This is a genomic window from Streptomyces sp. AC1-42W (genome assembly GCF_003248355.1).
Taxonomy (GTDB): domain Bacteria; phylum Actinomycetota; class Actinomycetes; order Streptomycetales; family Streptomycetaceae; genus Streptomyces.
Genome location: NZ_QKWY01000002.1, coordinates 370389 through 392487, shown reverse-complemented (window position 1 = coordinate 392487; position 22099 = coordinate 370389). Strand labels below are relative to the sequence as shown.

The following is a 22099-nucleotide window of genomic DNA, read 5'->3' as shown; positions in this document are numbered from 1 at the left end:
CCGGGCGGACGGCGGCGGCGTGAGGTTCGTCATGCCGCCGAGGGCCCGCCGGGGGTACTTCGAGGGCACGTCGAGGGCGGCTTCGGGGTGGTTCATCACGACTGATCCGCAGGGGGACGCGGCTTAGGGCGGCGCATATGCCGGACGGCGCCTGCGGGTCGCCATTCCGTTCCCGCGCCCCGGACCGCTATGGTCCCCGTCTGGCGGATCGTCGATCGTCGCTCCGCCGCGCCCTCGGGGGGAGGGAAGGAAGACCGAACCCATGCCCGTACCCGAACCGCAGCAGGACTCCACCACGGAGAACGGCTCCGGCACCGCCCTCACGCTCCTGGTCATCGAGGACGACCCGGCGGGCACCTTCACCGCCCCGGAGCTGTCCGCCGCGGCCGGTGCCCGGGTCCGCATCCGCGCCGCCCGCAACCTCACCGAGGCGGGCCGCCTCCTCACCGACGACGTGGACTGCATCCTGCTGGACCTGGGCCTGCCCGCCGGCACGGAGACCCGGGGCGACCGGGAGGGCGAGGCGGACGGGCTGGCCACGCTCAAGCACGTCCTGCGGATCGCGCCCCGGCACGCCGTGCTCGCCCTCACCGCCGAGGACGACGCCGAGCTGGCCGCCGAGGCCGTCCGCGTCGGCGCGCAGGACTACCTCTTCCGGGGCGAGCTGGACAGCCGGCTGCTGAGCCGCGCCATCCGCTACGCCGTCGCCCGCAAACGCGCCGACGTCGCGCAGCACCAGCTCACCGAGTCCCGGCTGCGCGCCCAGGAGAACGCCCGGCTGGAACGCGGACTGCTCCCCACCCCGCTGCTCGACGGCTCCGACCTGCGCTTCGCGGCGCGCTACCGGCCGGGCCGCAGCCGGGCGCTGCTCGGCGGCGACTTCTACGACACGGTCCGCACCCCGGACGGCACGGTGCACGCGATGATCGGCGACGTCTGCGGCCACGGCCCGGACGAGGCGGCGCTCGGCGTGGAGCTGCGCATAGCGTGGCGGGCGCTGACCCTGGCGGGGCTGTGCGGCGACGAGTTGCTGTCCACGCTCCAGCAGGTCCTCGAACACGAGCGGGAGAGCGAGGAGATCTTCGCGACGCTCTGCATGGTGGACATCGCCCCGGACGGCCGCCGCGCGGGCCTCTGCCTGGCGGGCCACCCCGCACCGCTGATCGCCCGCGACGGACGCGCGGCGCACCTGCTCCCGTACGAGGACGGCGGCCCGGCCCTGGGCCTGCTGCCGCGTGCGCGGTGGCCGCGCCGGCAGGTGGAGCTCGGCGGCTCCTGGAGCCTGATGATGTACACGGACGGCCTGATCGAGGGCCGCGTCGGTGAGGGCACGCGACGGCTGGGCCAGGACGGCATGGTGGCGATGGTCAACCGGCTACTGGACGAGGGGCTGACCGGCGAGGACCTGCTGGAGGCCGCGGTCACCCGGGCCCGCGAGCTGAACGGCGGGGAGCTGACCGACGACGTCGCGGTCCTGCTGCTCGACCGCGACGAGTCCACCGCCCGGCTGCGCCCCGCCGGCGGCGGGGCGCACCTGAGCATTCCGCGCCCGCGCCCCGGCCGGGCGCCGTCGTCGGCGGGGTCGGTTCAGCGCCCGCCGTTGTAGGGGCCGTACGGGCCGTCGCTGCTGGAGCCGCCGCTGCGGCGGCCGCCGCCGGAGACGGCCTTGAGGGCGGGCCGTACGTCCACGAAGAAGACGATGCTGGCGATCAGCCCGGCGAGCTGGAGGAACAGGAAGGGCACCCAGAGGTTCACCGCCACCGCGACGCCGAGGACGATCAGCCAGAAGGACTTCTTCTGCTTGTCCGCCGCGCGGTATGCGTCCTCCCGGGCGAGCAGGGCCATGACCAGCGCGACCACGGCGAGGACGAGCATGGCCGTGTAGAGCAGCCCGAGGAACGAGTTGAAGCCTTCGAGCAACATGATGTGTACCGCCTAGTCAGTGGGTAACGCCTCGCGGCCAAGGTACCGGGACAACGACCGGGCCACCCGGAATGTGCCCACCCGTCGCCCCGGCACACCTGCCGGGCGCCGGCACGGCTACTCGCCGGCCGGCGGCGTGGCCTTCTTCGCGGCGGGCTTGCGCGCGGGCGCCTTCTTGGCCGAGGTCTTCGGCTTGGCGGCGGCCGGCTTGGCGGCGGGCTTGGCTGCGGCGGGCTTCCCGGTGGTCGCGGTCCCGGCCGGCTTCGCGGCGGTCGCGGGCTTTTCGGCCGGGGCCGCCTCCGCGTCGGCCGGCGCGGCCTCCTCGCGCGGCTCGACGACGACGGCGATCTCGACGATCTCGTCGGCGGTCTCGCCCCGCCACGTCCGCACGGTGCGCTCACCGCGCTCGGCGACCTTCTCGTACGTCTCGCGGGCCCGCACGGCGTACTCGGCGGCCACGCCGACCCCGCGCAGCGCCAGGTCCTGGGCCATCTCGCCGAGCTTCTTCGGGTCGGTGTCGAGCGCGTCGATCACCTCGGCGACCTTGGCCTGGAGGGTGGCCTGCGCCTCCCGCGCCTGCCCGGCGACCTTCTCCTGCACGGCCTTGGGGTCGGTGTTGCGGACGGCCTCGATGCGCTCGGGCGCCTCGGCACGCAGCTGTTCGAGGAGGGCGGGGACCTTGCGGGCCTGGTTCACGGCCAGGTCGGCGGTACCGGCGGCGAAGTAGAGGGGGGTGGGGTCGGTGAGGGTCTTGCGCAGGTCATCGGTGATGGCCATGACTGTGGTCCTCCCGGATCATCGGGCTCGTGTGAGGGTGGTCGGAACTCTCAGGCCGTACCGGCGGCACCGCCGTCGGCGTGCTCCTCGTCGTCCAACCCGTTCTCCTTGCGGAAGGAGGCGTAGATCTGGAGCAGCACGCTCTTCTGGCGCTCGTTGATCGACGGATCGGCGAGGATCACCGCCCGCGTCTCCGACTCGTCCTGCTGCCGCTCGTCCAGAATCCCGGCCCGTACGTACAGGGTCTCGGCGGAGATGCGCAGGGCCTTGGCGACCTGCTGCAACACCTCGGCGCTGGGCTTGCGCAGCCCGCGCTCGATCTGGCTGAGATAGGGATTGGACACCCCGGCGGCATCGGCGAGCTGCCGCAACGACAGCTGGGCATTGCGACGCTGCTCACGCAGATAGTCGCCGAGACTGCCGACGTTGAGTGAGGCCATACCCCGATGCTGCCCCGCACCGCTAACTTTTGCAAGCACCCGCTTGCAAAAGTGTCGCTACACCTCGACGGCACCGCGCGATTTCGTCAGTGCGTGACGATGCAGAAAGGGTGGCCGGCGGGGTCGGTGAGGACTCGGGCTCTGTCGCCGTGGGGTTGGTGGGCCGGCTTGCGCGCGCCCAGGTTCAGCAGTCGGGCCTCGGCCTCGTCCAGGCTCTCCGTGACCTTGAAGCAGATGTGGAGCTGCTGGGGAACGTTCTGGTCGGGCCAGCTGGGGGCCCGGTAGTCGTCGACCCGCTGGAAGCCGATGAGGAGTCCGTCGTCGCCGTTGAGGCCGGCGAACTCGGCGTTCGACCTCGGGTGCGGCTCGCAGCCGGTGGCCGCCTGGTAGAAGGCCGCCAGGGCCGGCGGATCGGGGCAGTCGAGCGTTATCGCTATCAGTTCCATGGGCAGAGCCTCCAACTCGTCAACGGCCGTCCGGGACTCTGGCACACTCGCCGGTATGGGGAACATGCCGGTACGACGGCTCGATCTCGGGTACTTCGTCCGGCCCGCGTCCGAGACGGGCGGGCCGGAGCCGCGGGTGGAGCCGGTCCTCGCCTATCTGGTCCGGCACGACAACGGGCTGATCCTCTTCGACACCGGCATCGGGGACGCGGGCCCCGAGACCGAGGCGCACTACCGGCCCCGGCGCCGCCCGCTGCGGGACGCCCTGGCGGCGGCGGGGGTCGGCCTCGACGACATCTCCCTCGTCGTCAACTGCCATCTGCACTTCGACCACTGCGGCGGCAACCCGCTCCTCGGCGGTACGCCCATCCTCGTCCAGGACGTCGAACTGGCCACCGCCCGCCGGGGCGACTACACCGTCGACGAACTGGTCGACTTCCCCCGCGCCACCTACGAAGTGGTGGCCGGGGAGACCGAGTTCTGGCCGGGGGTCCGGGTCGTTCCCACGCCGGGCCACACACCGGGGCACCAGTCCCTGGTCCTGCGGCAGCGCGACGGCACCGTCGTCCTCGCCGGCCAGGCGCACGACTTCGCCTCCCACTTCGCCTCCGACCACCTGGCCCGCCGGGCGGCCCGCGAGGGCGTGGAGCCCCCGCTTCCGCCCTACCGCCCGTGGCTGGACCGACTCGCCGACTTCGACCCGCGCCGGGTGCTGTTCGCCCACGACTGCTCGGTCTGGGAACCGGCACGGCCGCAAGCCCACTGACCCCGGCCGCCCCACCGGCCACCCCACCCCGAACACCGCCCCACCCCGAACGCCATCGCGCTCAGAACCCGTCCGGGCACCACGCCCGCCGCGCCGCCCGGAACAGCGCGTCCGCCCGCGCCGCCGCGCCCGGCGTCAGCTCCTCCACCCGGTCCAGCGCCGCCAGCCGCAGCACCGACTCGTCGCCGAGCCAGAGCGTGCCCAGATCGCGTACGTCCATCGCCAGGTCCGCCGAGCGCGTCGTGGGCGCACAGGCGGCGCCGTCCGCACCGGCGTCCAGGTGGAAGCGGCCGGACGCGAGGCCCGCCGCGTCCCGGACCTCCAGCACGAGGGAGCCGGGCACCGCGTACGTACGGGCCTCCAGGGCGCGTACGACGTCCAGGACCCGCACCCACAGGAAGTCCGCCTGCGTCACCACGCGCGCCGCGCGCGGGTTCGGCAGCAGCAGCGGCGCCAGGTCGTCGGCGGGGCGCAGGCCGGTACGGATGGTGGAGACCCAGTCCACCGAGCACAGGTAGTGCCACAGCGCCCGCTCCGCCGCCGGGGTCACCGCGATCAGGTCGCTGACCTTCGCACCGTTCAGCGGCTGTTTGGCATCGCTCCAGGTCTCGTCGACGCGGTAGCTGAGCAGGCCGTCCACTGTGCCGTCAGGCCCCCGGTACACGACGGAGAAGGGCTCGACCCAGGGGTGGAACGGGGAGGGCGACTCGCCGGTGGCCTGCTCCCACCAGCGCTCGTCGCGGTCCACCACCCCGTGCCGGGAGGCCCGCAGCCGCTCGTGCAGCCCGGGGCCCAGCTTGCGGACCTCCGCGCCGTCCACCAGGTCGATCCGGCCGCCGTCCCCGTCCGCCGGGACCCGGCGCTGCCGGTCGAGGCCGGTGCGGTGGGTGTCGATCTCCCACTCGGTGCCCGTCGCCGCCGGGCCGAACCCGTACCGTCCGTAGATCGGGTACTCGGCGGCGATCAGCGTCGCCGCCACATCGCCGCGCTCCTTCGCCGCCGCCAGATCCGCGGCCATCATCCGGGTCAGCAGACCACGCCTGCGGTGCGTGGCGGAGACCGACACGTTGGTGATCGCGTCGGCCGGCACCGCGGCGCCGCCCACCGCCGTCAGCTCCTGGGCGAACGAGCGGAACGTCGCCACGCACCGCCCCCCGTCGAACGCCCCCCGGGTGCGGGCGATGTCCATATGGCTCCGGTGCCCGGCCACCTGCTCGTCGGTGGGCGTCGGCGGCCGCAGGAACCCGGTGTTGAGGGCGCGCAGCCAGTCGGGAAGTTCGGACGGGGTGATCGGACGGATATCGAGGTCGGTCATGCGCCACACGCTAAGGAGCGCGGCGCGGGATGTCGCCTGGTTTTGGCGCGCCCGGTTCGGACACCCGTACGCGGGGAAGGGCGAAGGCTCAGAACACCGCCCGGATCTCCCCCACCTCCGCCGGCCCGCCCAGCAGCGGCGCGCGGCCGATCCGGGCGACCACCGGCGTATCGACCCCCAGCAGCCCCAGCGCGCGGGCCAGGACCGGGCCCAGCGCCCGCGTCGCACCGTCGTCGATCTTGAAGGCCAGCGCCCTGCCGTCCGCCAGGGCCACCGCCTGGACGGCCTCCGCGCCCATCTTGGACAGCGCGCCCGGCACCTCGCGCATCAGCCAGGTGTCGGGACGCCGGGTGCCCGCCACGTACTCGGGGTGCGCCCGCATCGCGTCCGCCACCCGGCGCTCCGCACTACCCGGCTCCGCCAGGACGAAACTCCGGAACGCGCGAGCCAGCCCCACCAGCGAGACGGCCATCAGCGGCGCCCCGCAGCCGTCCGTGCCGACGGCGGCGACCGGCTCGCCCGCCGCCTCCTCCACGACCTGGTGGACCAGCCGCTGGAGCGGATGCGCCGGGTCCAGATAACCGGCCAGGTCCCAGCCGTTGACCGCGCAGGCGGCGAGCATCGCCGCGTGCTTGCCGGAGCAGTTCATCGTGAGGCGGTCGCGGACCCGGCCGGAGGCGAGGTACGTCTCCGCCTCCACCGGGTCCAGCGGCAGGTCCGGCGGGGTCTGCAGGTCGTCGGGCGACAGACCGTGCTCGCCGAGCATCTTGCGTACGAGGTCGAGGTGGAAGCCCTCGCCGGAGTGGCTGGCGGCGGCCAGGGCCAGCCGCTCGCCGGACAGGTCGAGCCCGGCCCGCAGCACCGCCGCCGCCTGCATCGGCTTGTTCGAGGAGCGCGGGAAGACCGGGGCCGCCGGGTCACCGAGGGCCAGCTCCACACTGCCGTCCGCGGCGAGCACGACCAGCGAGCCCCGGTGGTGCCCCTCGGTGAAACCGGACCGTACGACCTCGGCCAGCACGGGCAGGCAGGGGGCGGCGTCGGAGGGGGCGGGCGTACGGGCTGCGCTGGGGGTCATGGCGGCCTTCCGGGAACGGGCGGTGGACCCGCCCCCGGAGGGATCGCCTCAAACGAGCAGGTCGTCTACGTGTGCTTCCCCGTCACGGTACCTGCGGGCGATCTCCGCACCGCACCCGTCCGCCGTGCGCTGGAGCCGGTGCCGGCGCCGGGAGACCTGCTGCTCGTAGCGGACGAGGCGCCCCATCGCGGTGTGCAGCTCTTCGTCCGTCCGGGCGTCCAGGTCGGACAGCTCGACCTCGGCGAGCGTCTCGGCCGCGAGCCTGCGGTACTCCGCGCTGCGCGGCGTGGACAGCGTGACGTGCCGGGCGGAGGAGCGCTGCGGGGACGGGGCGTCGGCGAGGATCTCCGACAGCCGGTCCACCACCGGAGCCTCCGGGCCCGCGCGCCGGGCCAGTTCGGCGCGCAGGATGTCGATCCGGCCCTGCACGAGCCGCCGCACATAGCTGAGGTCGGCCTCGTCGCGCTGGGCGTCGCGGCGCAGCGCGCGCAGCTCCGGCAGCCGCAGCGCGCCCAGGTCGGGCCGGGCCGCGCCGTCGCCCGCCTCGTCGCCCTGCCCGGTCCGCTGTACGGGCGGGCGCATGGTGCTGATGCTCGTACCGGGGCCCGTGCCGCCGCTGACGCCGGGACGCGCGACCGGCACTGCGGCCGGGAACTGCCCGGTTCCATGGGTGCTCATGCTTGTGTCCATCCCCTCGACCGGTGCGTCGGCGCACCGCCTCCCGAGCATCGTGCCACCCCGAGGGCCCCGATGAGGTTGCTCTGTACCCGTTCGGCCCAAGATAGGTTGGTCTGTATGCGTGCAGTGGTACAGAGGGTGGATGGCGCGAGCGTCTCGGTGAGGGACGCGGCGGACGGCGACGGGGGTTCCCGGATCGTCGGGGAGATAACCGGCGAGGGCCTGTGCGTCCTGGTGGGGGTCACCCACGGGGACACCCCGGAGAAGGCGGCGCAGCTCGCCCGCAAGCTCTGGTCGGTCCGCATCCTGGAGGGCGAGAGGTCCTGCTCGGACGTGAACGCTCCGCTTCTGGTGATTTCGCAGTTCACCCTCTACGGAGACGCCCGCAAGGGCCGCCGCCCCACCTGGAACGCCGCCGCGCCCGGCGAGGTCGCCGAGCCGCTGGTGGACGAGGTCGTGGCGCGGCTGCGGGCCCTGGGGGCGACGGTGGAGACGGGCCGGTTCGGGGCGGACATGCGCGTCTCGCTCACGAACCACGGCCCGTTCACCGTCATCGTCGAGGTCTGAGCCCCGCTCCGGTACGTCCTACGGCTCGACGACGGTCTCCTGCGCCGCCGCCGTGTCACCGGCGAGCAGTTCCGCGTCGACCGCCACGTTCCGCTTCACCAGGGCCAGGGCGATCGGGCCCAGCTCGTAGTGGCGGGCGGACGTGGTGACGAAGCCCAGCTGCCGGCCGTCGGGCCCGTCCGACGCGAGCCGGACCGGGGTGCCGGGGCCCGGCAGATGCACCTCGCTGCCGTCCAGGTGCAGGAAGACCAGGCGGCGGGGCGGCTTGCCCAGGTTGTGCACCCGCGCGACGGTCTCCTGGCCCCGGTAGCAGCCCTTCTGGAGATGGACGGCGACGCCGATCAGGCCCAGCTCGTGCGGGATGGTGCGGTGGTCGGTCTCGAAGCCGAGCCGCGGCCGGTGCGCCTCGACGCGCAGCGCCTCGTACGCCAGCACCCCGGCGAGCGGGCCGTGCCCGGCGGCGTACGACTCCAGCTCGGGGCGGGGCAGGAACAGGTCGCGGCCGTACGGCGTCTCGCGTACGACGGACCCCTCCGGGGCCTCCGCGATCGAGCCGGCCGGGAGGTGCACCACCGCGAAGTCCTCGGTGCGGTCGGCGACCTCGACCCGGTAGAAGAACTTCATCGACTCCAGATAGGCGATGAGGTCCTGGCGCGTTCCCGGTTCGACGTGCATCCACACCCGCTCGCCGTCGTCCACGAGATACAGGGCGTGCTCGATGTGGCCGTTGGCGCTGAGGATCAGCGCCTCGGTGGCCTGGCCGGGGGCGAGTTCGGTGACGTGCTGGGTGATCAGGAGGTGCAGCCAGGCCAGCCGGTCGCTCCCGGAGACGGTGACGACACCGCGGTGCGAGAGGTCGACCAGGCCCGAACCGTCGGCGAGGGCGCGCTGCTCGCGGAACAGGTCGCCGTAGTGCGCGGCGACGCCTTCGTCGCGACCCTCGGCGGGGACGGCGCCGGGCAGGGACAGCAGGGGGCTCTTCATGCGACCAGCCTACGACTGGTGCTCAGGCCCCGGCCGCCGGTGCGGGCCCGTCCTCCGGTCCGGCGGATTCCGCTTCCGGCCGCGCCGCCTTCGCCGTGCAGTCGGCGCAGCGGCCGAAGATCGCGAAGTGCTTCATGTCCGTCTCGAACCCGAACGCGCCGCGCAGCTTCTCGGTGAACTCAGCGACGACGGACACATCGGCCTCGATGACGTCCGAGCAGTCCCGGCACACCAGATGGATGTGATGGTGGCGGTCGGCCAGGTGGTACGTCGGGGCGCCGTGACCCAGATGGGCGTGGCTGACCAGCTCCAGCTCCTCCAGGAGCTCCAGCGTCCGGTAGACCGTCGAGATGTTCACGCCCGACGCGGTCCGGCGCACCTCGCTGAGGATGTCGTCGGGCGTCGCGTGTTCGAGCGTGTCGACGGCTTCCAGGACGAGCTGGCGCTGCGGCGTCAGCCGGTAGCCGCGCTGCCGGAGATCGGTCTTCCAGTCGGTGCTCACCACAGACCCAGTGTAGATCCGGGCGGCGGGCCCGTTCGGCGGAATCCCGGGCTACTTGGAGCCGGCTGCTCGGAGGTGCCTACTTGAAGAATCGGAGGTGCCTACTTGAAGAACGCGATCCCGTCGTCCGGCAGGTCGCCCAGGCTCTTCGCCATCGCCTCGACCTCCTCGGGCGTGACGGTCTTCTTCAGGTGCGCCGACATGTACGGGCGCAGCTCGACCTCGGGCGTCGCCTTCTCGCCGACCCACATCAGGTCGCTGTTGACGTAGCCGTAGAGCCGCTTGCCACCGCTGTACGGGCCGGAGGCCGCGGTACGGGCGACCGCGTCGGTGACGAGGTCGATCTGCGGCTTCTTGTCGGCCAGCTCGCCGTACCAGATCTCGATGACGCCCTGGTCGCGGGCCATGACGACCTCGACCTTGCGCTCCTTGTCGATGCGCCAGTAGCCCGTCTCGGTCTCCAGCGGGCGGACCTTGTCGCCCTCGGCGTCGAGGACCCAGGAGTGCGAGGTGTACTCCAGGAAGTCCCGGCCGTCGTGGCTGAAGGTGACCTCCTGGCCGAAGTTGCACTTCTCGGCGCCGGGGAAGTCGGAGACGCCCGCGCCCACCCAGTTCCCCAGGAGGAACGCCAGCGGGACGAGGTCCGGGTGCAGGTCGGACGGGATCTCGATCATGAGCGGCTCAGTCGATCTGTGAGGCGGGAGGCGGGAGGGCCGGGAACGGGCGGGTGGGGCAGGTGGTCAGCGCTGGCCCTGGTACAGCTTCTTCACGGTCACGGCGGCGAAGGCGAGGACGCCGACGCAGACCAGGACCAGCAGGGCGGAGAAGAATGCCTCAAGCACGGAGAGCTCCTCGGACGAGCGGTAGGGCGCGGTACAGGGCAGTACCGGACCGGGCCCCAGCCTAATGGGTGGGACCCGGCCCCGCCGTTCCGGGGCGTCCGGTCAGCCCAGGAGCTGGTTCTGCAGGATGACCGTCTGGTGGAACGGGACCCGGGGCGTGCCGCCGCCGCCCTCGCGGGACTGGACGACGAGGGCGAGCGTGTCCCCCGCGACCACGTAGGCCTCCCGCACCTGCGCGGAACCGTAGGGCTTCGGCTCGACGTAGACGTAGGAGGCGGTGGTGTCCACCTTTCCACCACCCTTCCAGCTTTCGTCCAGGTTCAGGTGCCCCTGGGTGTCGATCGGCGGGTCACCGGGCGACGACGACCCGATGAACCGCGCGTCGCGGAACGCGTCGGCGTCCTCCGCCGAGCCGAACCGCAGCAGATAGATCCGGTTCGACGTGCCGTCCGGCATGGTCCAGCCGCGCGCCGCGATGTGCCGCAGGGTCCCCTCCTCCAGGCGCGTGACGATGCTGGGCCGGGCGCTTTTGTGGAACTCGGAGGCGAACCGCTCCGGGGTGACCCAGCCGCCCTTGAGCTTCTTGTCCACCGTGGCCCCGGCCGGGGCGGGCAGCAGCAGTTCGCGCAGGTCGGCGTAGTGGATCTCCAGCGGGTTGCCGTCGCTGCCGGGGCGCGGTCTGTCCGCCGGGAGCGCCGGCAGGCTGAGCTTCGGGTAGTCCCAGCGCCCGTCGCTCTCGGTCGCCAGGCCGGGCACGTCCGTGCGCTCCATCGACGTGATGCCGTACGCCGTACCCGCCCCGACCGCACCGAACACCAGCACGGCGGTGGTCCACCGCGCCACGGCACGCAGCATCCGGCGCGGGGGCCGGGGCACCGGGACAACCGGGACCGCGGGCGTGGCCGTCTGCTCGCTCATATGTACTCCCCCGGGGACGTGATGTGGTTCAGCTGGTCCTTCACCAGTTCGGCGACGTCCGCCTTGCGGAAGGGCGCGGTCCCGGACGCCGAGAAGATGACCATCACCTCGCCCTCGTACGCCATGCAGAACATGCCCTCGACCCGCCGCTTGCCCTCCTTGGGGTTGAGGAAGCAGGAGGCGTTCCGCCGGTGGCCGTCGATCTTCGGGCCGTCGCGCAGGACGCCGATGCTGTCGAGGAGCTCGTGCCGGAAGGTGTAGAGGTCCCGGACGGCCTTCTTGTCCTTCATCCACACCAGCTGCGTGTCGACGACCAGGTCGTTGTCGTCCGAGGCGTAGGTGCGCACGGCCAGTCCCTGGACGTGCAGTTTGTCGACGCGCTTCTCGAACTCCCGCCGCTGCCGGCCCGACAGGCCGCGCCCGCCGTCCTTCATCTCCGCGGTGGCCGCGGGACCGCTGATCTCGGCGTCGTTGCCGTACGTGCCCGAGTCGGGGCCGAGCCGGAAGCCCGACGGTACGGGCAGCAGCAGCTTGCTCAGTTCGGTGGTGGACCGGCCCCGCTCGATGTCCCCGGCGGGGTCCTTGGCCGGCTCGTGCGCGGGTTTCTGCCACAGCCGGGTGGGAACGGTGCGGTCCGCGCCGTCGACGGTGACCTTCGTGTACGCGCCCGCGCCGGCGACGGCGGCGAGCACCAGGACGACGGGGAGCGCCGCGAGGGCCACCCGCCGCGCCCGGCGCTTCCGTACGGGAGCGGGCTCGGGGACGATCGCCGGTTCCGGGGCCGCCGCGGGCTCGGGCGTGTTCTCGTCGCTCACAGGCGCTCCAGCTGTCGCTCGGCCAGCGTCCGGATGTCCTTCTTGCTGATCGGGGCGCTGTCGTAGATGTGGATGTCGACCATGACGTCGCCCCGGCTGAAGATGGCCCTGGCCTGGTAGAAGGGCAGGTAACCGGCCTTGCGCTCGGCCGGGAAGAGGTAGTAGCGGCCCTCGGCGCTGCCCTCGATCGCGGTGCCCTCGTTGCCGGCGGCCCGCTTCCCGGGCATGTACGAGCGCTGGTCCTCCGCGTGCGCGGCGGCGGCGGCGCCCGAGCTGAACTGCACCAGGTACACGTCGGCCGCGCGGTACTCGCCCTTCTTCCAGGACGCGCCCGCGACCCGGCGGAGGCCCTGGTCGAGGAGGTCGCCGTACATGTACTCCTCGTTCTCGAAGTTCATGGCGTAGTCCTCCACCCCCAGCCACCCGTCCGGGGAGAGAGCGGTCAGGCCCTTGTCCTCCTGCCAGCCCTTGGGCCGGGGCACGATGAGCTTGCGCAGGTCGCCCTCGGTGCGGACCTTGCGGTCCTGCGAGGCCGGCAGCGGGGCCGGCTCGCTGCCCGCGGGCAGCGCCTTCGCCGGGTACGCGAGACCGGGCTGCGAGAGCGCGGCGAGCGGCGTCGGGGCCCGGTCCGCCTGTACGCGGTACCCGGCGGCGACGCCACCCGCCAGGCCGAGGACGGCTGCGGCGGCGATGATCAGGGTCGTACGCCCGCGCGGGCGCCGCTTCACGACGGCGACGGGCTCCGCCCCGGACTGCGGTTGCTCCCCCTCCTCGGACTCGGCCGTGCCGGCGGGCAGCTCGGGCTGCCCGTCGGAAATGCTGTCTTTCAGATGCAAAATGGGTCCCCCACAAGACCTTGAAGCACGAATTCCGCTATCCGCCCACACAACTGACCCACAGGTTCGGGATGGGGTTGTGCGGGCGACGATTACAGTTCCGTATATGTCGAAGAAGCTCGTGATCAAGGTGACCGCAGGTGCCGATTCCGCCGAGCGCTGCTCGCAGGCGTTCACGGTGGCGGCGGTGGCCGTCGCCAGCGGGGTGGAGGTTTCGCTCTGGCTGACCGGGGAATCGGCGTGGTTCGCGCTGCCGGGCCGCGCCGCCGAGTTCGAACTGCCGCACGCCGCGCCGCTGCCGGACCTCATCGAGTCCATCCAGGCGGGCGGCCGGATCACGCTGTGCACGCAGTGCGCGGCGCGGCGCGACATCACCGAGAAGGACGTCCTGGAGGGCGTGCGCATCGCCGGGGCGCAGGTCTTCGTCAGCGAGGTCATGGCCGACGACGTGCAGGCGCTCGTCTACTGACGGCCGCTCAGCGGCGCCGCCTCCTGCCGTCCAGCTCCTCCCACCACGCGTCGGACTCCGGGTCGCCGGTGGCGCCGCCGCCCTTGCCGGGCCGGACGCCGGGCCGGGCGTCATCGGGCGGCTGCTCCTGCCCCGCGCCCGGCTCGTCCCACCAGCGGTCCTCGGGCCCCTTGCGGTTGCCCACCATCGCCGCGACGGGCGGGATCACCATCGCGACCACGCACATCGCGATGGCGGCGGGCATCGACCAGAGCCTCACGAAGGCCCAGGCCGAGACGAAGAGGACGAGACATACGCCCATCAGCAGGAAGTAGGCGCGCCGGCGTCGGCGGTACATGTCTCCAGCGTAGGCCCGATCGGCCCGTGCGGCCGGTTCTGCGCCGGCGGAAACCGGGAGCCCGTGCGGGCAGCACGAAGGGCCGTACCCGTGCCAGGTAAGCGTCCAAACCCCCTGGGGTACGGCCCTTCGGCCGGTCATCGGCGTCGCCGGGTGCCGTGTCAGACGGCGATGGCCACCTCGGCCAGGCCGCCGGTCTGCGCGACGACGGTGCGGTCGGCGGTGCCGCCGGGGACCAGCGCGCGCACGGTCCAGGTGCCCTCGGCCGCGTAGAAGCGGAACTGGCCGGTCGCCGAGGTCGGGACCTCGGCCGTGAACTCGCCGGTCGAGTCCAGCAGGCGGACGTAGCCGGTGACGGGCTCGCCGTCGCGGGTCACGCTGCCCTGGATGGTGGTCTCACCGGGCTTGATCGTCGAAGCGTCGGGGCCGCCGGCCTTTGCTCCACACATGGTTCAGTCCTTCGGGTCGGTGGTCATGCTGGTCGTTGGCGGGCCGGCGGGTGCCGGCCCGGTGGCACGGGGCCTTACTTGTTGGCGCCGAGCTCGATCGGCACGCCGACGAGGGAGCCGTACTCGGTCCAGGAACCGTCGTAGTTCTTGACGTTCTCCTGGCCCAGCAGCTGGTGCAGCACGAACCAGGTGAGCGCGGAGCGCTCGCCGATGCGGCAGTAGGCGATGGTGTCCTTCGCCAGGTCGACCTGCTCGGCCTCGTAGAGGGCGCGCAGCTCGTCGTCCGACTTGAAGGTGCCGTCGTCGTTGGCGTTCTTCGACCACGGGATGTTGCGGGCGCTCGGCACGTGGCCGGGGCGCTGCGACTGCTCCTGCGGGAGGTGGGCCGGGGCGAGCAGCTTGCCGCTGAACTCGTCGGGCGACCGCACGTCGACCAGGTTCTGGGTGCCGATGGCCTTCACGACGTCGTCGCGGTAGGCGCGGATCGACTCGTCCTGCGGCTGGGCCTTGTACTGCGTGGCCGGGCGGGACGGGACCTGGTCGCCGTCCACCAGGTCGCGGGAGTCCAGCTCCCACTTCTTGCGGCCGCCGTCGAGCAGGCGGACGTCCTGGTGGCCGTAGAGCTTGAAGTACCAGAACGCGTAGGACGCGAACCAGTTGTTGTTGCCGCCGTAGAGGACGACGGTGGTGTCGTTGGCGATGCCCTTGGCGGACAGCAGCGCCTCGAAACCGGCCTGGTCGACGAAGTCGCGGCGGACCGGGTCCTGGAGGTCCTTGGTCCAGTCGATCCGGATCGCGTTCTTGATGTGGTTCTTCTCGTACGCGGAGGTGTCCTCGTCCACCTCCACGAGGGCGACCTTCGGGTCGTCGAGGTGGGCCTCGACCCAGTCGGCGTCTACCAGGACGTCACTGCGGCTCATTCTGTTTCTCCTCCGGGGCAGTCTGCGGCGAGATGGTGCACGGATCGTGCGTGATGCGGATGTGCTGGGCGCGGGCCGTCCGTGTCCACGGGCGGCGGGAGCGATGGCCCCGACGTACGGTCGAAGGGCCGGTGAACGCGGGAGACGTCCCGCTCAGACAGTGCGACAGAGCATGGCGGCGACGCGGCACAGGTCAACTGCCCGCCGCTTCGTGAGATCCGCCCGTCCCCGCTGCGGGAGACCGCTAATAGAGCACTGCATGGGTCCGATCGTAGGGATGTACGGGCGGACATGTCACCGTTGTGTCGCATTCTGAGACAGGATTGTCCGTAGTGCGGGATAAGCGACCGCTCGGACGGCCCCGGACACCCCGGGCGCCACGCCGGAACGATCGGCCATCTGCGGACCGGACGCGGCCGTCTCACTATGTGGGTGAGCCGCTACCCGCGCACCGCTCCGGTCAACCCGCCAGCCGTACATCGGTGCCGGTCACCGCGATCTCCAGGCCCTCGGCGGTCGGCTGGATCTTCTCCAGCCGCAGGCCGTTCGGCAGCCCGCCGACCTCGCGCTCGAAGTCGGTCTTCTCGCGGACCAGCCGCTCCAGACCGGGGATGCCCTCGCCCGGCACCTTGTCCGCGTGGACGCGGACGGTGCGGCCGTCGATCAGCGTGACGGTGGACAGCACGCTGCGCGAGACCGTGCGCCCCAGCATCGGGATGACGACGGTCCCGGTCACCTTCACCTTGCCCTTGCCGCCGTACTCGACCGTGACCCCGTCACTGGCCGCCTTGGTCAGGTCCTCGTACGAGATGACCGCCGTGCCGGTGGCGCGGGCGGCGGTGGCGCCGGAGAAGCCGTCGGTCAGCCGGACGTCGCGCAGCTCGGCCTTCATGGTGGAGATCCGTAGCGAGCGGCCGCCGGCGCGGGTCTCGACCCCGGTCAGCCTCACCTCGACCTCGTCCAGCTCCGAGCCGGCGACCTGGGTGAGGAACGGGAAGCCCTTGATGGAGATGTCGGTGGACCCGATCCGCGCGCCCTCGACCTTCACCCGGCCCTCGGCCTGCGACTCGGCGACGTACACCGCCACCCGGTCCACGGCGATGAACAACGCCGCCAGGACCACCAGGACGATGACCGGTATTCGCAGTGCGCGCATGCTGTCTCTTCCCCCCACCTGCCGTACCCACGGCCCCCCGGGGCCCGCGAGCCTCCTGTCGACCGCACGGCACGTCCCCGCGAGAGCGACGAACGAAAGCCCCCCAACGGTTCCCCGCGGAGGGCTTCGTCATGCGTACGACGAGCTACGTATCCGAGCGGTTCGCGACTACGCCAGGACGCGGCCCAGCAGGTAGACGGCCGGAGCGGCCGCGGTCAGCGGCAGCGCCACACCCGCCGTCATGTGGACGAAGCGTGACGGGTAGTCGTAGCTGGCCGCCCGGAGCCCGATCAGCGCGCACACCCCGGCCGCGAGGCCCAGCAGCGCGCCCTTCGCCCCCAGATCGGTGACCGCCCCGGCCACCGCGCCCGCCACCGCCGCGACGGCCAGTGCCGCCACCGCCGTGACCGGCTCCGGCAGCGGCAGCGCCCGTACGACCACGGCGGCGGCCACGGCGACCGCGCCCACCGTCACGGCGTCCGGCACGGCCGCGAGGTGCCCGGCCGCCAGCACCGCGAGCGCGGCGGAGGCGACGGTGGCCATCAGCCCCTGCATCCGCTCGTCGGCGCCCGCCCGGCTGCGCAGCTGGAGGACCACGGTCAGCAGCACCCACACACCGAGCGTGCCGATGATCGCGGCCGGACCGTTCTCCCGGCCGGCCGCCAGCAGCGCCACATCGGCCACCAGACCGCCGGCGAACGCCAGCGCGATGCCCTGCCGGGCCGGCCACATGCCGTTGAGCCGGAACCAGCCCGCCGCCGTCACCGCCTGGAGCAGCACCAGCGGGACGAGCAGGGCGTACGAGCCGATGGCCGCGCCGAGCGCCAGCAGCAGCCCGAGCGCCGCGGTGATCGCGGCCGGCTGGATTCCCGGCGCGATGATCGGGGAACGCCCCTCGGCCCGGGCGCGCTGCGCGTCGGTGATCCGGGCGTTGCCGAGCGTCGTGGCCGGCCCGTACCCGTCGGCGGCGGCGTTCACACCGGGCTCGGGTGCCGGTTCGGGCTCCGGACGGACCTCCGGCGGCAGCGGGTACGAGCCCGTGCCGAGCGGGGCCGCGTATTGCGGGGCCGGGGCCTGCGGGGCCTGGTACTGCGGGGCCTGTGGCGCGGGCTCCGCCGCCGGGACGGGCGGCTGGTACTGCGTGTCCCAGGTCTGCCCCTCCCAGGTCTGCGCGGCGACCCCCTGGCCGGACGGGGCGGCCGGATACCCGTAACCCTGCTGCGGTTGCGCGTAGGCGTCCTGTCCGTACGCGTCCTGTCCGTACGCGTCCTGGGCGTACGCGTCCTGCGCATAGGGCTGCTGGGGCTGCTGGCCGTAAGGCTGCTGCGGCTGCTGCTGGCCGTACGCGTACGGGTCCTGGTACGCCGCGTCCTGGCCCCGGTACGGGTCGTACGGATGCTGCTGATCGCTGTTGCTCATGTGCTGCGGTTCACCCTCCTGCGAACGGCGGGAGCACCTCGACCGTGCCGCCCTCGGCAAGGCGTACGGTCTCATGGCCGCGGGTCCCCACGGGGTCGCCGTCGATGAGGAACGAACACCTCAGCAGCACGCGGCTCAACTCGCCGGGGTGCCGTTCGCGCACCGCGTCGAGCGCCTCCTGGAGGGTCGCGGCGGCATACGGCTCCTCCGCGGTCCCGGCCGCGGCCTTGGCGGCCGCCCAGTATCGGATCGTTCCGGCGGGCATGGCGGCGCTCCTTTCGTCCCATTCGGTCGGTGCCGGTTCGGGGGCACCGGCTGCCCATCATCGTTCACGCCCGGACCGCCCAGTCGGCGATGCGGGTGAGCAAGCTCTCGTCGGCCGCGTTCTCCGCGTGCCCCATCCCGCGCTCCAGCCACAGTTCCCCCGCGTCGCCCGCCGCGGCGGCCAGCATGCGGGGGTGGTCGAGCGGGAAGTACGGGTCGCGGTCGCCGTGCACGACCAGCAGGGGCGCCGGGGCGATCAGGGCGGCGGCCCCGACCGGGGAGAGCGGGACCGGGTCCCACGCCCGGTGGTGGATGCGGGTACCGAACCCGTAGCGCCCGACGAGCCGCCCCTCCGGCCGGGTCACCATCCAGTGCAGCCGGCGCATCGGAGCCGTACCCCGGTAGTACCAGCGCGCCGGCGCGCTCACGGACACCACCGCGTCCGCCCCGCCCGGGTACAGCGCGCCGTGCCGCAGCACCACCGAGCCGCCCATCGAGAAGCCCGCGGTCACCACCCGCCGGTGCCCGAGCGAGCGCGCCCAGTCGACGGCGGCGGCCAGGTCGAGCACCTCGCGGTCGCCCACCGTGGACAGCCCGCCGGAGCCGCCGTGGCCCCGGAAGGAGAACGTCACCACGGCCGCGTACCGGGAGAACGCGCGCACGGCCCGCCGCACGGCCGGGCGGTCCGCCGAACCGGTGAACCCGTGCGCGACGACGATCGCCGGCCCCGGATCACCGGCCGGGGCACCCTCGCCGTCGCCCGCCGTACACGGGTCGTACACCGCCTCGATCCGGGTCCCGTCGTCCGCGCGCAACACGGCCCGCACCGGACCGCGCGTGACCGAGCGAACAGGGGAATCCGGAATTCTCCCCTCGGACACAGAACTCATGTGGGTTATTCTCCTGTGAAGAGGACTCGGGCAAAGCAGCCCCCGAGTCCTTTTGTGCTTTCCGGGACGTTGTTACGGCGACGTTTCGACAAGCTCAGCGGAACCAGCGTACGAAGCAGAGCCGCATACTCCCCCGGACCCCCGTCCGGGAGTGCCCCTCTCGCAGGGAACGAGGAGAACCGAGTCATGGGCGAGCCGACCGAGCACGAACAACGACCGACGAACCGGGCAGGTGGGCGGCGATGAGTGCCCTGCTGCTCCTGACGAACGCCCTCCAGCCCTCGACGGAGGTGCTGCCCGCTCTCGGCCTCCTGCTGCACAGCGTGCGCGTGGCGCCCGCCGAGGGTCCCGCACTCGTGGACACCCCCGGCGCCGACGTCATCCTCGTGGACGGGCGCCGCGATCTGCCCCAGATCCGCTCGCTCTGCCAGCTGCTGCGCTCCACCGGGCCCGGCTGCCCGCTGATCCTCGTCGTCACGGAGGGCGGGCTCGCGGCCGTCACCGCCGACTGGGGCGTCGACGACGTCCTGCTGGACACGGCCGGCCCCGCCGAGGTCGAGGCACGGCTGCGGCTGGCGACCGGCCGGCAGCAGATCGGCGCCGACGACTCCCCGATGGAGATCCGCAACGGTGATCTCTCGGTGGACGAGGCGACCTACAGCGCGAAACTCAAGGGCCGGGTACTCGATCTCACGTTCAAGGAATTCGAACTGCTCAAATATCTGGCGCAGCATCCCGGCCGGGTCTTCACCCGCGCCCAGCTGCTCCAGGAGGTCTGGGGCTACGACTACTTCGGCGGTACGCGGACCGTGGACGTGCACGTACGGCGGCTGCGCGCCAAGCTCGGCCCCGAGCACGAGTCGCTGATCGGCACCGTGCGGAACGTGGGTTACCGGTTCGTCGCCCCCGAGAAGACCGAGCGGCCGGCCGACGAGGACAGGACCGCCGCGCGGGGTGTCCCCCGTTCGGAGCAGCCGGCCGTAGCCGACGTCACGGAGAAAGCGCCGGTCCGGCCTGCCAAGAGGTAGTTCCATCCGCGTAGACTGCGGCGCGTGGCCAAGGTGACGCGGGACGATGTGGCGAGACTGGCGGGGACGTCCACCGCGGTGGTCAGTTACGTCATCAACAACGGACCCCGGCCGGTCGCCCCGGCCACGCGCGAGCGGGTGCTCGCCGCGATCAAGGAGCTGGGTTACCGGCCCGACCGGGTCGCCCAGGCGATGGCCTCGCGGCGGACCGATCTCATAGGGATGATCGTGCCGGACGCCCGGCAGCCGTTCTTCGCCGAGATGGCCCACGCGGTCGAACAGGCCGCCGCCGAGCGCGGGAAAATGGTCCTCGTCGGCAACTCCGACTACCGCGACGAACGCGAGGTCCACTACCTGCGGGCCTTCCTCGGCATGCGGGTCTCCGGGCTGATCCTGGTCAGCCAGGGCCCCAGCGAGCGCGCCGCCGCCGAGATAGAGGCGTGGGACGCCCGCGTCGTCCTGCTGCACGAGCGCCCCGAGGCCATCGACGACGTCGCCGTCGTCACGGACGACGTCGGCGGCGCCCAGCTCGCCACCCGCCACCTCCTGGAGCACGGCAACGCGTACGTGGCATGCCTCGGCGGCACCGAGGAGACCCCCTCCGTCGGCGACCCGGTCGCCGACCACATCGAGGGCTGGCGCCGCGCCATGCACGAAGCGGGCCGCAGCACCGAGGGCCGCCTCTTCCAGGCCCCCTACAACCGGTACGACGCCTACCGGGTGGCGCTGGAGCTGCTCTCCGGCCCCGACAGGCCCCCGGCGATCTTCTGCGCCACGGACGACCAGGCCATCGGCGTCCTGCGGGCCGCGCGCGAGCTGCGCATCGACGTGCCCGGCGAGCTGGCCGTCGCCGGCTTCGACGACGTGAAGGAAGCCGGGCTGACCGATCCGCCGCTGACCACGGTCTTCTCGGACCGCCCGGCGATGGCGCGGGCCGCGGTGGACCTGGTCCTCGACGACTCGCTGCGGGTGTCCGGATCGCGCCGGGAGCGGCTGAAACAGTTCCCCTCGGCGCTGGTGGTCCGCCGCTCGTGCGGCTGCGGGAAGCCCACGGACCGCGCCCTGCCGTAACGGGCCGCCGCACGAACGCACCGGACCGGCTCCTCCACCGGCGTACCGGACCGGCCGCTGTCCGGTGCCCGGCCTTTATATCGGGCATACGCACTTCTGCCGGGCTTCTCAGGGCGTACTCACGCTTCTCTCATCTGGGCCGGACAGTCTCAAGGGCATGACAGAGAGCCAGCGCCCGAGCGGCGAGTACCCGATGTACCCCTCGTACGGCAACGGCGAGGCGGCCTACCCCCCGCCGCCGTCGTACCAGCCGGTCCCGCCCGCCCCGCCCGCCCCCCGGCGCCGGGCCCGCAGGCCCGTCGCGCTCCTCGCGGCGGTGGCCGTCGCGGCGGCGATCGTCGGCGGCGGCACCGCCACCGTGATCGGCCGGCTCACCGACGGCGGCGCCCCGACCGCCGCCGGCTCCGGCGTCGTACCGGGCACCACCGTCTCGCAGACCAGCAAGGGCACCGTGGCCGGTGTGGCGGCGGCCCTCTCCCCGACCATCGTGGAGATCGGCGCCACCTCGACGGCCGGCCAGTCCACCGGATCGGGCGTGATCATCACACCGGACGGCGAGATCGTCACCAACAACCACGTCATCGCGGGCGCCTCCGGGATCGAGGTCACCCTCAGCACCGGCAGGACGTACACCGCGGATGTCGTCGGCACCGACGCCGACAAGGACCTCGCCCTGATCAAGCTCCGGAACGCGAGCGGGCTGAAGACCGCCACCCTCGGCGACTCCTCGAAGGTCGCGGTCGGCGACCAGGTCGTCGCCATCGGCTCCCCCGAGGGCCTGACCGGCACCGTCACCAGCGGCATCGTCTCCGCGCTCGACCGCGACGTCACGGTCGCCAAGGACGGCGACAGCGGCCAGGACCAGCGGCAGGGCGGCGGCCGGCAGTGGCCGTTCGAGTTCGGCGGACAGCAGTTCAACGGCAGCACCGGCGAGTCCACCACCACGTACAAGGCCATCCAGACCGACGCCTCGCTCAACCCCGGCAACTCCGGCGGCGCGCTCATCGACATGAACGGCGAGATCATCGGCATCAACTCGGCCATGTACGCGGCGAGCTCCGCCAGTGGCTCGGGCGGCTCCGCCGCCGGCAGCGTCGGCCTCGGCTTCGCGATCCCGGTGAACACCCTCAAGGCCGACCTCGACACCCTCCGGTCCGGCAGCGGCTCCTGAGCCGGACGGGGCTGCGAAACTGGGGGCCGGGCCCCGCGCCC

Annotated in this window: 28 protein-coding genes; 7 read left to right on the top strand and 21 right to left on the bottom strand. The window is 72.7% G+C overall.

Annotation, left to right across the window (positions count from 1 at the left end; all coding sequences use genetic code 11):
* Positions 1-262 precede the first annotated feature (262 nt).
* Positions 263-1606 (top strand): PP2C family protein-serine/threonine phosphatase, encoded by a 1344-nt coding sequence (locus tag DNK56_RS19595; protein WP_111336579.1) that lies wholly within the window; start codon positions 263-265, stop codon positions 1604-1606.
* On the opposite strand, the gene DNK56_RS19590 is transcribed toward DNK56_RS19595, so the two are convergent.
* The 4 genes from DNK56_RS19590 to DNK56_RS19575 all read right to left on the bottom strand — a co-directional run bounded on the left by DNK56_RS19590 (position 1588) and on the right by DNK56_RS19575 (position 3586).
* Positions 1588-1923 (bottom strand): DUF2516 family protein, encoded by a 336-nt coding sequence (locus DNK56_RS19590; RefSeq protein WP_111336577.1) that lies wholly within the window; start codon positions 1921-1923, stop codon positions 1588-1590. The two genes, DNK56_RS19595 and DNK56_RS19590, sit on opposite strands and share 19 nt — an antisense overlap.
* Positions 1924-2040: 117 nt before the next feature.
* Complete coding sequence (locus DNK56_RS19585) at positions 2041-2700, bottom strand: hypothetical protein (RefSeq protein WP_111336575.1); 660 nt, start codon at positions 2698-2700, stop codon at positions 2041-2043.
* Positions 2701-2750: 50 nt separating this feature from the next.
* Positions 2751-3140 (bottom strand): helix-turn-helix domain-containing protein, encoded by a 390-nt coding sequence (locus tag DNK56_RS19580; RefSeq protein WP_111336573.1) that lies wholly within the window; start codon positions 3138-3140, stop codon positions 2751-2753.
* An 86-nt stretch (positions 3141-3226) separates the two neighbouring features.
* Positions 3227-3586: a VOC family protein gene (locus DNK56_RS19575; RefSeq protein WP_111336571.1), complete on the bottom strand. Its 360-nt coding sequence runs from the start codon at positions 3584-3586 to the stop codon at positions 3227-3229.
* A 55-nt stretch (positions 3587-3641) separates the two neighbouring features.
* Here DNK56_RS19575 and DNK56_RS19570 point away from each other — a divergent pair, with 55 nt between their 5' ends.
* Positions 3642-4352 carry an N-acyl homoserine lactonase family protein gene (locus DNK56_RS19570; protein WP_111336569.1) on the top strand — a complete coding sequence of 237 codons (711 nt, stop codon included), beginning with the start codon at positions 3642-3644 and terminating at the stop codon, positions 4350-4352.
* Between the two features lie 61 nt (positions 4353-4413).
* On the opposite strand, the gene DNK56_RS19565 is transcribed toward DNK56_RS19570, so the two are convergent.
* The 3 genes from DNK56_RS19565 to DNK56_RS19555 form a co-directional block, all read right to left on the bottom strand.
* Positions 4414-5667, bottom strand: coding sequence for a GNAT family N-acetyltransferase (locus DNK56_RS19565; RefSeq protein WP_111336567.1), 1254 nt, complete (start codon positions 5665-5667; stop codon positions 4414-4416).
* A gap of 88 nt (positions 5668-5755) precedes the next feature.
* A complete protein-coding gene (locus DNK56_RS19560) occupies positions 5756-6742 on the bottom strand; it encodes an asparaginase (protein ID WP_111336565.1) in 987 nt (328 codons plus the stop codon).
* Between the two features lie 48 nt (positions 6743-6790).
* On the bottom strand, positions 6791-7420 hold the full coding sequence (locus tag DNK56_RS19555) for an RsiG family protein (RefSeq protein ID WP_199564814.1): 630 nt from the start codon (positions 7418-7420) through the stop codon (positions 6791-6793).
* A gap of 117 nt (positions 7421-7537) precedes the next feature.
* Here DNK56_RS19555 and dtd point away from each other — a divergent pair, with 117 nt between their 5' ends.
* Positions 7538-7987 (top strand): D-aminoacyl-tRNA deacylase, encoded by a 450-nt coding sequence (dtd, locus tag DNK56_RS19550; RefSeq protein ID WP_111336561.1) that lies wholly within the window; start codon positions 7538-7540, stop codon positions 7985-7987.
* Positions 7988-8005: 18 nt separating this feature from the next.
* Here dtd and ygfZ read toward each other — a convergent pair whose 3' ends face one another.
* The 6 genes from ygfZ to DNK56_RS19515 all read right to left on the bottom strand — a co-directional run bounded on the left by ygfZ (position 8006) and on the right by DNK56_RS19515 (position 12884).
* Complete coding sequence (gene ygfZ, locus DNK56_RS19545) at positions 8006-8971, bottom strand: CAF17-like 4Fe-4S cluster assembly/insertion protein YgfZ (protein WP_111336559.1); 966 nt, start codon at positions 8969-8971, stop codon at positions 8006-8008.
* A gap of 22 nt (positions 8972-8993) precedes the next feature.
* Positions 8994-9476, bottom strand: coding sequence for a Fur family transcriptional regulator (locus DNK56_RS19540; protein ID WP_111336557.1), 483 nt, complete (start codon positions 9474-9476; stop codon positions 8994-8996).
* A 98-nt stretch (positions 9477-9574) separates the two neighbouring features.
* Complete coding sequence (locus DNK56_RS19535) at positions 9575-10147, bottom strand: FABP family protein (RefSeq protein ID WP_111336555.1); 573 nt, start codon at positions 10145-10147, stop codon at positions 9575-9577.
* Between the two features lie 270 nt (positions 10148-10417).
* Positions 10418-11233, bottom strand: coding sequence for a hypothetical protein (locus DNK56_RS19525; protein ID WP_241990002.1), 816 nt, complete (start codon positions 11231-11233; stop codon positions 10418-10420).
* The gene (locus tag DNK56_RS19520; RefSeq protein WP_111336553.1) at positions 11230-12048 is read right to left on the bottom strand and encodes a hypothetical protein; all 819 of its coding nucleotides are present in this window, start codon (positions 12046-12048) and stop codon (positions 11230-11232) included. The genes DNK56_RS19525 and DNK56_RS19520 overlap by 4 nt, the downstream gene beginning before the upstream one ends.
* The gene (locus DNK56_RS19515) at positions 12045-12884 is read right to left on the bottom strand and encodes a hypothetical protein (RefSeq protein WP_111336551.1); all 840 of its coding nucleotides are present in this window, start codon (positions 12882-12884) and stop codon (positions 12045-12047) included. The genes DNK56_RS19520 and DNK56_RS19515 overlap by 4 nt, the downstream gene beginning before the upstream one ends.
* 106 nt (positions 12885-12990) lie before the next feature.
* On the opposite strand from DNK56_RS19515, the gene DNK56_RS19510 reads away from it, so the two are divergent.
* Positions 12991-13353 (top strand): DsrE family protein, encoded by a 363-nt coding sequence (locus DNK56_RS19510; protein WP_111336549.1) that lies wholly within the window; start codon positions 12991-12993, stop codon positions 13351-13353.
* A 7-nt stretch (positions 13354-13360) separates the two neighbouring features.
* Here DNK56_RS19510 and DNK56_RS19505 read toward each other — a convergent pair whose 3' ends face one another.
* The 8 genes from DNK56_RS19505 to DNK56_RS19470 form a co-directional block, all read right to left on the bottom strand.
* Positions 13361-13690 (bottom strand): DUF3099 domain-containing protein, encoded by a 330-nt coding sequence (locus tag DNK56_RS19505; RefSeq protein ID WP_111336547.1) that lies wholly within the window; start codon positions 13688-13690, stop codon positions 13361-13363.
* Between the two features lie 161 nt (positions 13691-13851).
* Positions 13852-14139, bottom strand: a complete 288-nt coding sequence (locus DNK56_RS19500) for a DUF1416 domain-containing protein (protein ID WP_018101653.1) — start codon at positions 14137-14139, stop codon at positions 13852-13854.
* A 74-nt stretch (positions 14140-14213) separates the two neighbouring features.
* Entirely contained in the window at positions 14214-15059 is an 846-nt protein-coding gene (locus DNK56_RS19495) for a sulfurtransferase (RefSeq protein WP_111336545.1), read from the bottom strand.
* A 153-nt stretch (positions 15060-15212) separates the two neighbouring features.
* On the bottom strand, positions 15213-15320 hold the full coding sequence (locus DNK56_RS36790; RefSeq protein ID WP_353962123.1) for a putative leader peptide: 108 nt from the start codon (positions 15318-15320) through the stop codon (positions 15213-15215).
* 199 nt (positions 15321-15519) lie between these two features.
* Complete coding sequence (locus DNK56_RS19485; RefSeq protein WP_111336543.1) at positions 15520-16215, bottom strand: LmeA family phospholipid-binding protein; 696 nt, start codon at positions 16213-16215, stop codon at positions 15520-15522.
* Between the two features lie 168 nt (positions 16216-16383).
* Complete coding sequence (locus DNK56_RS19480; protein ID WP_111336541.1) at positions 16384-17634, bottom strand: hypothetical protein; 1251 nt, start codon at positions 17632-17634, stop codon at positions 16384-16386.
* Positions 17635-17644: 10 nt separating this feature from the next.
* Entirely contained in the window at positions 17645-17899 is a 255-nt protein-coding gene (locus DNK56_RS19475; protein WP_111336539.1) for a MoaD/ThiS family protein, read from the bottom strand.
* Between the two features lie 64 nt (positions 17900-17963).
* Entirely contained in the window at positions 17964-18788 is an 825-nt protein-coding gene (locus DNK56_RS19470; RefSeq protein WP_199564813.1) for an alpha/beta hydrolase family protein, read from the bottom strand.
* Positions 18789-19030: 242 nt separating this feature from the next.
* Between DNK56_RS19470 and DNK56_RS19465 the strand changes: the two genes are divergently transcribed.
* From DNK56_RS19465 to DNK56_RS19455, 3 genes are all read left to right on the top strand, one after another.
* Positions 19031-19816: a response regulator transcription factor gene (locus tag DNK56_RS19465; protein ID WP_111336537.1), complete on the top strand. Its 786-nt coding sequence runs from the start codon at positions 19031-19033 to the stop codon at positions 19814-19816.
* 24 nt (positions 19817-19840) lie between these two features.
* Complete coding sequence (locus DNK56_RS19460) at positions 19841-20887, top strand: LacI family DNA-binding transcriptional regulator (RefSeq protein ID WP_111336535.1); 1047 nt, start codon at positions 19841-19843, stop codon at positions 20885-20887.
* Positions 20888-21044: 157 nt separating this feature from the next.
* On the top strand, positions 21045-22058 hold the full coding sequence (locus tag DNK56_RS19455) for a S1C family serine protease (protein WP_111336533.1): 1014 nt from the start codon (positions 21045-21047) through the stop codon (positions 22056-22058).
* Positions 22059-22099: the final 41 nt, after the last annotated feature.

Excerpts from the sequence above, each read along its gene's own strand:
- DNK56_RS19595 (WP_111336579.1), top strand. The coding sequence starts at position 263 with ATGCCCGTACCCGAACCGCAGCAGGACTCCACCACGGAGAACGGCTCC.
- DNK56_RS19590 (WP_111336577.1), bottom strand. The coding sequence starts at position 1,923 with ATGTTGCTCGAAGGCTTCAACTCGTTCCTCGGGCTGCTCTACACGGCC.
- DNK56_RS19585 (WP_111336575.1), bottom strand. The coding sequence starts at position 2,700 with ATGGCCATCACCGATGACCTGCGCAAGACCCTCACCGACCCCACCCCC.
- DNK56_RS19580 (WP_111336573.1), bottom strand. The coding sequence starts at position 3,140 with ATGGCCTCACTCAACGTCGGCAGTCTCGGCGACTATCTGCGTGAGCAG.
- DNK56_RS19575 (WP_111336571.1), bottom strand. The coding sequence starts at position 3,586 with ATGGAACTGATAGCGATAACGCTCGACTGCCCCGATCCGCCGGCCCTG.
- DNK56_RS19570 (WP_111336569.1), top strand. The coding sequence starts at position 3,642 with ATGGGGAACATGCCGGTACGACGGCTCGATCTCGGGTACTTCGTCCGG.
- DNK56_RS19565 (WP_111336567.1), bottom strand. The coding sequence starts at position 5,667 with ATGACCGACCTCGATATCCGTCCGATCACCCCGTCCGAACTTCCCGAC.
- DNK56_RS19560 (WP_111336565.1), bottom strand. The coding sequence starts at position 6,742 with ATGACCCCCAGCGCAGCCCGTACGCCCGCCCCCTCCGACGCCGCCCCC.
- DNK56_RS19555 (WP_199564814.1), bottom strand. The coding sequence starts at position 7,420 with ATGAGCACCCATGGAACCGGGCAGTTCCCGGCCGCAGTGCCGGTCGCG.
- dtd (WP_111336561.1), top strand. The coding sequence starts at position 7,538 with ATGCGTGCAGTGGTACAGAGGGTGGATGGCGCGAGCGTCTCGGTGAGG.
- ygfZ (WP_111336559.1), bottom strand. The coding sequence starts at position 8,971 with ATGAAGAGCCCCCTGCTGTCCCTGCCCGGCGCCGTCCCCGCCGAGGGT.
- DNK56_RS19535 (WP_111336555.1), bottom strand. The coding sequence starts at position 10,147 with ATGATCGAGATCCCGTCCGACCTGCACCCGGACCTCGTCCCGCTGGCG.
- DNK56_RS19525 (WP_241990002.1), bottom strand. The coding sequence starts at position 11,233 with ATGAGCGAGCAGACGGCCACGCCCGCGGTCCCGGTTGTCCCGGTGCCC.
- DNK56_RS19510 (WP_111336549.1), top strand. The coding sequence starts at position 12,991 with ATGTCGAAGAAGCTCGTGATCAAGGTGACCGCAGGTGCCGATTCCGCC.
- DNK56_RS19505 (WP_111336547.1), bottom strand. The coding sequence starts at position 13,690 with ATGTACCGCCGACGCCGGCGCGCCTACTTCCTGCTGATGGGCGTATGT.
- DNK56_RS19500 (WP_018101653.1), bottom strand. The coding sequence starts at position 14,139 with ATGTGTGGAGCAAAGGCCGGCGGCCCCGACGCTTCGACGATCAAGCCC.
- DNK56_RS19495 (WP_111336545.1), bottom strand. The coding sequence starts at position 15,059 with ATGAGCCGCAGTGACGTCCTGGTAGACGCCGACTGGGTCGAGGCCCAC.
- DNK56_RS36790 (WP_353962123.1), bottom strand. The coding sequence starts at position 15,320 with ATGCAGTGCTCTATTAGCGGTCTCCCGCAGCGGGGACGGGCGGATCTC.
- DNK56_RS19485 (WP_111336543.1), bottom strand. The coding sequence starts at position 16,215 with ATGCGCGCACTGCGAATACCGGTCATCGTCCTGGTGGTCCTGGCGGCG.
- DNK56_RS19480 (WP_111336541.1), bottom strand. The coding sequence starts at position 17,634 with ATGAGCAACAGCGATCAGCAGCATCCGTACGACCCGTACCGGGGCCAG.
- DNK56_RS19475 (WP_111336539.1), bottom strand. The coding sequence starts at position 17,899 with ATGCCCGCCGGAACGATCCGATACTGGGCGGCCGCCAAGGCCGCGGCC.
- DNK56_RS19470 (WP_199564813.1), bottom strand. The coding sequence starts at position 18,788 with ATGAGTTCTGTGTCCGAGGGGAGAATTCCGGATTCCCCTGTTCGCTCG.
- DNK56_RS19465 (WP_111336537.1), top strand. The coding sequence starts at position 19,031 with ATGAGTGCCCTGCTGCTCCTGACGAACGCCCTCCAGCCCTCGACGGAG.
- DNK56_RS19455 (WP_111336533.1), top strand. The coding sequence starts at position 21,045 with ATGACAGAGAGCCAGCGCCCGAGCGGCGAGTACCCGATGTACCCCTCG.